The following is a 7,993-nucleotide window of genomic DNA, read 5'->3' on the forward strand; positions in this document are numbered from 1 at the left end:
CTCGCACTCGCGCACAGGCAGCCTCACCGTGGACGGGGTCCGACAACACCGAATGCAGAAGTCCCAGAAGATCGTTGTAATCGCGCACACCGAGCAGGCGTTTGCGACGTTCGATCTCCCGGCGCGCTTCCCGGGCGAACCGCACACGCAGTGCCGGCTCGCGATTGCCGTCGTCCGAGTCCTCGGTGTCGGGATACAGAATCGACTGCTGGTCACCCACGGCCGACAACGCCAACTGCTGGGCATCCCGCCTGCTGAATGCCGGTGCTTCGTCGTCACCGCTGAACATCTGCAGATACAGATCGTCCACGACCTGTTCGAGTAGGTCCGAGACGGATTCGACAAACGTCGATTCCGGTTCGCGCTCGCCTGCGATGCCGAGTCCGTCGAGCATGCGCTGACAGAAACTGTGAGTGGTGACGATGGTGCCGGCGTCGAAGTCCGACAGTGCCCTACGCAACCGTCGACGCCGCCGGTCGACCTCTGCGTCGTCGACTGCGGCCAGAAATGCCACGAGTGGATCCCGAGATACCCGAGCGGTGTCCGGGTCGGCCAGGTCCCGGGCGATCGACGCGAACCTGCTTCGGGTGCGATCGCGGAGTTCCTGGGTCGCGGCTCGACTGAACGTCACCAGAAGCAGGTCCGAGATCTCGGCGATCCCTTCGGCGATGTAGCGCGCGGCCAACCCCACGATCGCGTACGTCTTGCCGGTCCCGGCGCTGGCTTCGAGGACGGTCGTTCCGGTCGGCATCGGACCGAGCAGATCGAATCCGCGGGCGGCGGTCATGCGTTCCCAATGTTCTCGGCGATCAGCAACGGATCCCACAGCTTTCGAGCGAGAATCCCGAAGCGGCTCTTCTCGTTCGAGGGCTCGGTCTCGTCGGCGAGCGGGGCCGCAGCGAGCAATGCCTGAAACGACAAGGCCGAACCGTGGACGTACCGCAACGATCGATCGGTGCCGTCACCGAAGTCGCCCCGCCAAGCCCAGGTGGCCGAGTCGTAGCCGTCCTCGATGGACCCGCCACCGAACCGCTTCTCTGCGTACGCCGATGCGGTACCGGTCGATATCGGCAGCGGCGACGTCATTCCACGATCACGCAAGTCCACCAGATCTTTCAGTACGGCAAAGGGATCCCGCGGGGCGCTCAGCCGAGAGCGACGAGGCGGGCGCATTCCGCTCGCGCGGCCGATGGTGACGGCGCTCCAGTCCCCTGCCTCCGATGCCGCTACCGCCAGCAACCGCACCCACGCGGCCAGCCGGTGCTTGGCGGCCAGTCGCGAGTACGACGAACGTGCCAGCGTGCGGCCGTGGATCCCAGTGACGGTGCCGGTCAGGCGTCGGCCGTCGCCGAGATCGACCGCGACGTCGATCGTCTCGGCCGGACCCTCGTGGAAGGGAGCGGCCGCGTCGGCGATGATTCCGACGATCTGCCGGATGTCGGACATCTCGCGGCGGCCCTGATGAAACGGCGGAAGGGTTCCGCGCCGCCACTCGGCGTCGGCGAATTCTCCGATGTCCCCACCTGCGAGCACTGCTGCAAGCATCCGATCACCGATGTTCCACCGGGACAACGGATCCAGCTCGATGTCCAGGCTGTCTGCCAGGTCGTCCTCGAGCTCGGGAACGCGGAAGCCGAGTCGTTGCCGCAGAAAAGCCTGCACCGGGTTCTCGACGAAGGCGATGAGTTCGGCGAGTTCGACGTCCCCTCGATCGGCCGGAGGGAGCGCGTCGGGCAGAAACGGTGGTACTGGATCGGGCGTCCGTTGCTGGGAGACCGCCCCTGCCAGGGCCACCGTGTCGAAGCTGAACGGGTGTTCGGCTTCGAAATTGTGTGGGTCGAACGGCTGCAACGGATGCCGATGTTCGACGCTTCCGCCCGCGGTCACCTCGAGCACGTCCATCAACTCGCGCAGCGGGATCGCGGGCGGCTTGGCCGACCCGTCGACGGGGTCTGCTCCGGTGTAGAACAAGAGCAATTTTTCCTCCGCCGACATCACCGCGTCGAGGAGCAGTTGCCGATCCTCGCTGCGAGTGTCTCGTTCGCCGACGGCCGGATCGCGGGCGAGGATGTCGTCTCCGTCGATACCGCCCACTCGTGGGAACACCTCGTCGTCGAGCCCGAGCAGCACCACCACTCGGTGCGGCACCGAGCGCATCGGCACCATGGTGCACACGGTCAGCTCGCCGGTTCGAAAGTTCGCTCGGGTGGGTCGGCCGGCCAGTCTTCCGGCCAGCATGGCACGCACGTCCGCGAGCCGCAGCTCGGCGGTGCCGCCGTGTTCGGTGGCGTCGGAGATCTCGCGATGTGCTTGTGCCAGTTGCCATTCGTCTGCTGTTGGCACGTCGGCGAGGAGATCGAGGGCGCGCCCCAGCTGCCGCGTCCACTCGGTCACCGATGCCGGACCGGCCAGTGCCCGGAGCACCGACGCGAGCCGGTCCACCAGCTCGGCGAAGCGGCCGGCGAGGGTGATGTCGTTGCTGTCGACATCGTCGAGAGGCAGCGCCAGGTCGAGATACTCGTTCCGAGTCTCGTCCGCGGCCACTCCCAACAGGATGCGATCGAGCGCCGACTTGAAGGTATTCTGCCGAAAACCGTTCAGGCCGTATGCTTCTCGTTGTCGAACTGTCAATCCCCAGCGGGCACCGGAGCTCGTCACCCACTCGCGCAGTCGCTCGAGATCGTCGTCGGTGAACGAGAACTTCTCGCGCACCGGACCACTGGCGGCGAAGTCCAGCAACTCGCTCGCCGTCACCCGGCCCTCCGAGAAATCCAGCACCGTGGCGATGACGTCGAGGACGGGGTTGGTACGACGCAGGCCTCGATCGGCCAGCCGCACCCGTAGCCGATGTCCGGGATGTACCAGTGCCGTCTGCCCGAAGTTCGCGCGGATCAACGGCGCGTAGGTCTCGACATCCGGACACATCACCAGCACATCCCGTGGTTCGAGCGTCGGGTCGCCGGCGAACAGATGCAGCAACGACTCGCGCAGAACTTCCACCTGACGAGCGGGTCCATGACACGCGTGAATCTGCACCGATCCGTCGGCGAACGTCCTGCCGTCGTCGAATTCGGGAGTAGGAGCCGAATCCGCGGTGATGTCCGATTGAATTCGACCGAGCAGGGTGTTCGCTGCTTCCGGTCCCTGGTGATGCACGGTGTGCGTCGCCACCGACGCGATGGTGGCCTGGAGTTCTCGCACGTCTCGCGACAGGCCGGCCAGCAGTGGGTGCGCGACGGCCAGAGCTGTCGTGTCGTCTCGTCGGCGCGTCACCGCCGGGATCTCGGCGAGGGTGCGCCACATCGACGGGCTTGGATGCGGAACCCAGATGTGCACGTCGCGAGCCTGCGACAGCGCACCCAGTATCTCGAGCTGATCGGTCGCCAGCCGGGTCGGACCGAACACCGACAACCGGCTCGGTAGGTCCACCGACTCCGGTGCGTCCCGGAGTCGTGCGCAGGTCTGCGGCAGGCGCTCGGCTGGGCTCGGGCTGCCGATTCGCTCGCGCAGCGCGGCCCACACTCGCGGTTGCCACAGCAGGTCCTCGTCGAGATCACCACCGTGGCCGTCGGTGAAGCGCCCGTCGAACCAGTCGCGCAGCATCTGGGGACGCTGGGATCCGTAGGTGCGGAACAGTTCTGCCACATGCGATGCCGTCGACCAGCGACGTCCCACGCGATGATCCTCGGAACCTGCACCGAGATGCTTGAGCAGCACCGACGCCCAGGCTTCGGTGCGACAGTCGTCGATCACCTCCAGCGCGGTCCACAGAACCCGGGCAGGAGCCCAGGGATCGTCGTCGGGATCGATGTCGTCGACCGCAGCAATGGCGCGCGAGACCAATCGCGTCGGGCTCGGGAAGTCGATGTTGGCTGCGATGCCGTCGCCATCCGAACCGCCCAGCGTGCTCGACAGTCGCTGCGTGAGCCACCGCTCGACGCCCTTCGCCGGGACCGACACGATCTCGGGCACGAACGGATCGTCCAACGGCCGGGACAGGATGTCGGCCAGTGCAGCCGCGAGCGTTCCGGCGCGTTCGGCGCGATGAAGCGTCAACACCGTCGCGGTCCCCTGCCTGCTCGTATCGGCACCCGATTTCGGGCACGTGACGACCCTACTCGAGCCACCGACAGATTCTGCGCGATGAGTCGGGCGGTCGGATCCGGTCCATATCTGCGCAACCGAACGATACGAAGGAGAACGCGATGATCGAACATGTTCTTGCCGTGGTGGCAGTACACGATATCGACTCGGCACGAGAGTGGTACGAGAAGCTGTTCGACCGGCCTGCAGACAACAATCCGATGCCGAGTTTGGTGGAGTGGCAGGCCGCCCCCGCTGCATGGGTGCAGGTGACGGTCGACCCCGAGCGAGCAGGGTCGTCGCAGTTCAACGTTGCCGTCGAAGACATCGAGTTGTTCGTCGATGCCGCTCGTTCCCGCGGCATCGACTTCGGCAACATCGTGGACGCGAACAAGGGAGTAAGACTGTCGACGGTCTCCGATCCCGACGGCAATTCCGTTTCCGCGATCGGCGGCTTTCGCGAGCACTACTGATCGAGCGGCCCTCGATCGTCACCCCACCAACCGCCGCGTCAGGTTCGCCGCTTCGCGGGAGTAGGCGATCAGCATGACGAGGTCGACCGACGGCCGGGCAGCTTTGACTGCCACCACCTGCTGGGTGACTGCGTCGTGCATCGGCCATCCGTAGGACCCGCCGGAAATCAGGGGAAAAGCGATGGACTTCAGGTTCATCGACGCTGCCAGCGCCAGACTTCGGGCATAGCAGAGTCGCAGCAGCTCAGATCTGTCCTCGTGCGGGGAGTAGCGCGGGCCGACAGTGTGAATGACGCAGCCGGCGCGAAGTCTGCCCGCGGTGGTGGCGACGGCTGCGCCGACGTCGAGGCCGTGGGGCAGGGTGGTGGCCCGCAGCGCCTTGCATTCTGCGAGGATGTCCGGCCCACCGGCCCGGTGGATGGCACCGTCCACTCCCCCGCCGCCGAGCAATCGCGTATTGGCGGCATTGACGATGGCGTCTGCGGCCACGTCCGTGATGTCGCCCTGGACGACGTCGATGATTGTCATGAACTCCCCTTCGCTGCAATGATGTTCGAGGTGATTCGGTCGAGATCGTCGGCGCGCAACCCTGGGTAGCCTTGGACGATGTCGCGCCATTCGCTCGGCACCGCCGATGCGCCCCAGCGCGCTCCGAGGAGCCCTCCGGCTATGGCCGCCGTGGTGTCGGTATCGCCGCCTGCTCGGACACACAGTTCGAGAGCGGCAGGCAGAGGCCGGTCCGCGTCGGCAGATCGATGGATTGCCCACCACGCCGTCTGCAGAGCGTGGACCACCCAGCCGTTGTTAGGGAAGTCGGACGGCTGTCCCTCCTGTGCCTGGTGGAGCAGGGACTGCCAGAACTCACGGACGTCGGCTTCGGCGGCGGCCAGAAATTCACGCACCCCGCCGTATGTACCGCGAAGAACCGCGTATCGAATTGCGTGAGTCCATAATTGGCATGCCTCACCGGCATGCGGGTCGGAATGGGTGAGGGCACTGATCCGTGCAGCAGCAGCTCGACATCCGGCCGAATCGTCGAGGTAGGCCAAGGCGACAGGTGCGGTACGCATGAGCGATCCGTTGCCGCCGGTTCTACCCGACAGTGACGCTGCCGCCGCGGTCATCTCTGAGCCGCTGAGTGTGGTCTGCGCGAGCACGGAGCGCGTTTGATTTCCTACGTCCGGAGGGTTCTGCGCAAACCACGCGCGAAAATTCTCGGCGATGTCGTCGATGTCTCCGCCCTGCTCGAGGGCACGCGCGACGCAGAGCGCCATCGAGGTGTCGTCGGTCCATTCCCCCGGGGCCCAATCGAATGCGCCGCCGCCGACCATGGCGATCGTCGTCTCGGGTGAGGGGTATCCGAACTCGTAGCCCGCGCCCAAGGCGTCACCCACTGCCGTTCCGAGGAGAACGCCCCGCGCTCGGTCGTGCTGAATGTCCGTCAACTGCATACCTACCCCTTAGATCGATGTTGAGCTAACTATAGATCATTACTGCGCTAAGCTGCAACGCATGAACTGGCGAGACCGAGACGGCAACGCGCTGACCGACTACCCGCGCCCCTCCGTGGCAGTCGATGTGGCGGTACTGACCGTCCGCGAACGGCAACTGCACGTCGTCGTGGTGCCGTCGGAGCGCGGCCCCGCGCTACCGGGCACCTTTCTGCGACCGTCTGAGACTCTCGCCGACGCGGCAGACCGCGCGTTGAGGACGAAGGCCGACTTGATCGATCTCACTTTTCACCAGCTGAGGATGTTCGACGATCCCGACCGCGACGACCGCGGCTGGGTCCTGTCGATGGCGCACGGCGCAGCAATCTCGGCTCGATCATTGGCTCTCACAACCGAATCGATGCCGATAGACGACTCCGCACCGGTGTCGACACTGGCCTTCGACCACCGCACCATGGTGACCGAGGCAGTTCTCGACCTCCGTGATCGCTACGCGCGTGAGGTCGATCCCGCACTGTTGACGGACGCGGAGTTCACCCTTCTCGAACTTCGCGAGGTGTACGAGATCGTGTTCGATCGCGCTCTGCCGAAAGACACGTTCCGACGTCACGTCATCGGGTCGCTCGAAGGGACAGGCACAACCTCGACCGCAGGCGGCGGCCGACCCGCAGAGCTGTATCGTCGCGCATCGAATCCGGCTCTTCCTGCATCTGCGGGTTCGTTCCTACTTCGCTGAGGGCACGGATCGACGAAACCGGACATGCCTACCGATAAGCTGGCAGTCATGGGATCGAAGCGGCCTGCCAACCGCGGACAGAAACGTGCAGAAAAGACCAAGGCCCGGCAACGGCGCCACCAGCAATCCCGACCGGCCCCCACCGGTGCCGTGACCGAACGCATCGCCGATCTGATCGACGGTTTCGTCGAATGGCTCGACGAGAGCGAGATGTCGGAACAATCGGAGGCGATCTCTCGACTCGTGTCGTCGACACTGACCCAGCTGGCCGGAGCCCGTAACGGCTTTTCCCCCAGTGCCTGGCTGCCCGCCGATGCACACTTGCTGGTGGACGCCGCGGAACGCATCCTGCAGGACGAGTCCGACACGGCCGAGGACACCGCGGTCAATCTGGTACTCACGTCACTGCAGTACCTGACCTTCCTCGACGAGACCGATCTCTGGGACGGCACTCCCGAGGACTACTCGCACTGCATGGAGGATCTCTCGGACTTCCTCCAAGGCGACGAGCCGGACATGCTCGACGCCGACGACATCGATCTGCCCGACGTCTCGCTGGCCCAGGAACTCGCCGCGATCTCCGCGTTGCCGCTGCTACCCGCCCTCGACGACATCGTCGCGCGCGTGGCCGACGGGTTGGCGGTGGGCGAGGACGCCGACCTGCAGCGCGCGGTCGGCTCCACCCCGCTCGATCCCGCCCGGCTCGAGGTGGGTGCCGCGGTCGACTACTGGTCGACGGCGATCGCGACCGAATTGATTCGCATCGACGGTGACACCGCCAGGCCGGGCGACAATGCGCATTCGCTGGCCGGCCGAGGCGCGGAGACGGTGCACGAGCTGGTCGCCGAACACGTTCGCGTCCAGCTGTCGGGAGATGCCGACGACCCCGATGTGTCACGGTCGCTGGCGAACACTTTCGCGGTACAGACGCTGCTCGCCGCCATGACGGACGAGCTCCCCGTCAACAACGAGGGCGAGGACTACGCCGAACTCGAAGGTGAGGATCTGCGTACGGCGCAGTTGATCGACCACCGCGTCCGATCCCTCATCGAGCAGGGCATCCTCGTCAAGATCGAAGAAGTACTCGCCGTTCCGCACGCTTTGCGTCCGGCAGTGCTCGACGGTGTCGCCGAGGCCCTACCGTTCGGTGTGATCGACGAGGAGTCGCAGCACGACCCGCTCCACAGCTCGGTCGAGGATTCAGCGTCGTCGTGACGGCCCCCGCGAACACCGAGACCGTGTCGGTGGTC

General features: G+C 65.7%; 7 protein-coding genes. 3 read left to right on the plus strand and 4 right to left on the minus strand.

Annotated features, from left to right (window positions below):
• Positions 1–787, minus strand: a 787-nt coding sequence (locus A2J02_RS14880) for a UvrD-helicase domain-containing protein (RefSeq protein WP_156516230.1), incomplete at its 3' end; no start/stop codon positions are given.
• Positions 784–4,059 carry an exodeoxyribonuclease V subunit gamma gene (gene recC / locus A2J02_RS14885; protein ID WP_068050892.1) on the minus strand — a complete coding sequence of 1,092 codons (3,276 nt, stop codon included), beginning with the start codon at positions 4,057–4,059 and terminating at the stop codon, positions 784–786. The genes A2J02_RS14880 and recC, both read right to left, overlap by 4 nt.
• A gap of 146 nt (positions 4,060–4,205) precedes the next feature.
• Between recC and A2J02_RS14890 the strand changes: the two genes are divergently transcribed.
• Complete coding sequence (locus A2J02_RS14890; RefSeq protein WP_068050895.1) at positions 4,206–4,556, plus strand: VOC family protein; 351 nt, start codon at positions 4,206–4,208, stop codon at positions 4,554–4,556.
• An 18-nt stretch (positions 4,557–4,574) separates the two neighbouring features.
• On the opposite strand, the gene A2J02_RS14895 is transcribed toward A2J02_RS14890, so the two are convergent.
• Positions 4,575–5,084, minus strand: a complete 510-nt coding sequence (locus A2J02_RS14895) for an O-acetyl-ADP-ribose deacetylase (protein WP_068050897.1) — start codon at positions 5,082–5,084, stop codon at positions 4,575–4,577.
• Entirely contained in the window at positions 5,081–6,007 is a 927-nt protein-coding gene (locus A2J02_RS14900; protein WP_068050899.1) for an ADP-ribosylglycohydrolase family protein, read from the minus strand. Before A2J02_RS14900 ends, A2J02_RS14895 begins: the two co-directional genes overlap by 4 nt.
• A gap of 61 nt (positions 6,008–6,068) precedes the next feature.
• On the opposite strand from A2J02_RS14900, the gene A2J02_RS14905 reads away from it, so the two are divergent.
• Both A2J02_RS14905 and A2J02_RS14910 read left to right on the plus strand, forming a co-directional pair.
• Entirely contained in the window at positions 6,069–6,743 is a 675-nt protein-coding gene (locus A2J02_RS14905; protein WP_068050901.1) for an NrtR DNA-binding winged helix domain-containing protein, read from the plus strand.
• Positions 6,744–6,767: 24 nt separating this feature from the next.
• Positions 6,768–7,958, plus strand: coding sequence for a hypothetical protein (locus A2J02_RS14910; protein ID WP_156516231.1), 1,191 nt, complete (start codon positions 6,768–6,770; stop codon positions 7,956–7,958).
• The last annotated feature ends 35 nt before the right edge of the window (positions 7,959–7,993 follow it).

Origin of the sequence: Rhodococcus sp. EPR-147, assembly GCF_001647185.1 — a bacterium.
Classification (GTDB): Bacteria; Actinomycetota; Actinomycetes; order Mycobacteriales; family Mycobacteriaceae; genus Rhodococcoides.

What these genes read in the sequence shown, in the direction of transcription:
- A2J02_RS14910 (WP_156516231.1), top strand. Translation starts at nt 6,768, where the DNA reads ATGCCTACCGATAAGCTGGCAGTCATGGGATCGAAGCGGCCTGCCAAC.
- A2J02_RS14900 (WP_068050899.1), bottom strand. Translation starts at nt 6,007, where the DNA reads ATGCAGTTGACGGACATTCAGCACGACCGAGCGCGGGGCGTTCTCCTC.
- A2J02_RS14895 (WP_068050897.1), bottom strand. Translation starts at nt 5,084, where the DNA reads ATGACAATCATCGACGTCGTCCAGGGCGACATCACGGACGTGGCCGCA.
- A2J02_RS14905 (WP_068050901.1), top strand. Translation starts at nt 6,069, where the DNA reads ATGAACTGGCGAGACCGAGACGGCAACGCGCTGACCGACTACCCGCGC.
- A2J02_RS14890 (WP_068050895.1), top strand. Translation starts at nt 4,206, where the DNA reads ATGATCGAACATGTTCTTGCCGTGGTGGCAGTACACGATATCGACTCG.